Genomic DNA, 1121 nt, shown 5'->3' with positions numbered 1-1121 from the left:
CGGCTTGACCTGCAACGGCTGAGCTGCATTGCTTCCATTTGTCATGGTAAAGGCTGTCCGAGCGAGCGTTTAGTAAAACGAATTATAGAGTCTGCAGATGTCAATAATATCAAACTGCCCGGATATGTTGACGAACTCCTCTCATCAGAAAATTTTGATATTGATATCAATTTTTGGGAGTCACTTTTACCAGACGAAATGAAGGCATCAAAGGTAAGGCCTGTACTCCCTTGAACCTGACCGGGTTCTGCGCCCACAAAGGCCGAAGACCTGATGAAGTGGGTGTGAGCGGATTCCACCAGGGCCAGAGGCGAATTAGAACTCACCCAAAAGCCGGTCTCTTTATTAAGAGTGGAAGCATTACTCTTTAGTCTTGATGAAAACTTTTCCATGCAATGCGGGGCATCCCCCCGCTGTTTTCTACTTCTAAAAATGAACTAAAGACGGCTTCCTTTGTCAGAGTCACACTGTTCAATGACTGCAATTGATAAATAATGTTCCCATCCTATCATGAATTAGGGCTGACACCGGAAGGTTCAAGCTCCTTAGAATTACCTCTTGGTACTGATAACAAAACACCATCGAGATCTCTCTATTCAGGTCGGAACGTATCAAGACAAGAACAAATTGAACTCCCCCTACTCATTGATACGTTTGGACCTTCTATAGGGGAAGCACCTCTAAAGAGAAAAGTGTCTCACATTGAAGGTGCATTACTGGATGAGAGATTAAAAAGAAAACGACTGGGGTATGAAGATGAGCATAAACACAATTCGTCGATTAAAACTGTAGAACAATTGAAGGATCTTTGCCTGGAACGCAAAATCATCATCAAACCAACGTTAGATAAGCTGATTCATTCATGCCCGAATGAGTCGAAAGTGCAACTACTTTCCAAGCTTGGTATTTATTTTAGCCATACTTACAGTACCGTTAAGGATACAGCCACAATTACCAGCATCCTCTTGCGTGGAGAAGGAACCCCAAACACAAAGAAAAACATTAACCATTTTCTGAGTACTGAAGACTGTGATGTAAAAGCAATAGCACTGTCTCCATTTCTTAAATCCATTGCTTCCATCTGCAATGGTAAAGGCTTTCCCAAAGCCGGGGACGTGGAC

2 protein-coding genes are annotated in these 1121 nt (G+C 42.8%); both read left to right on the top strand.

Going from position 1 to position 1121, the window contains the following annotated elements:
* Positions 1-234 (top strand): hypothetical protein (locus tag KDK15_RS20260; RefSeq protein WP_257297213.1); only part of this gene is annotated, 234 nt, incomplete at its 5' end.
* 260 nt (positions 235-494) lie between these two features.
* A partial coding sequence (locus KDK15_RS20255) for a hypothetical protein (protein WP_257297212.1) occupies positions 495-1121 on the top strand: 627 nt, incomplete at its 3' end.

The organism is Endozoicomonas sp. YOMI1, from assembly GCF_024606345.1.
Classification (GTDB): domain Bacteria; phylum Pseudomonadota; class Gammaproteobacteria; order Pseudomonadales; family Endozoicomonadaceae; genus Endozoicomonas.
Note: the sequence above shows the minus strand (reverse complement) of the source record. Positions and strands in the feature narration are given on the sequence as shown.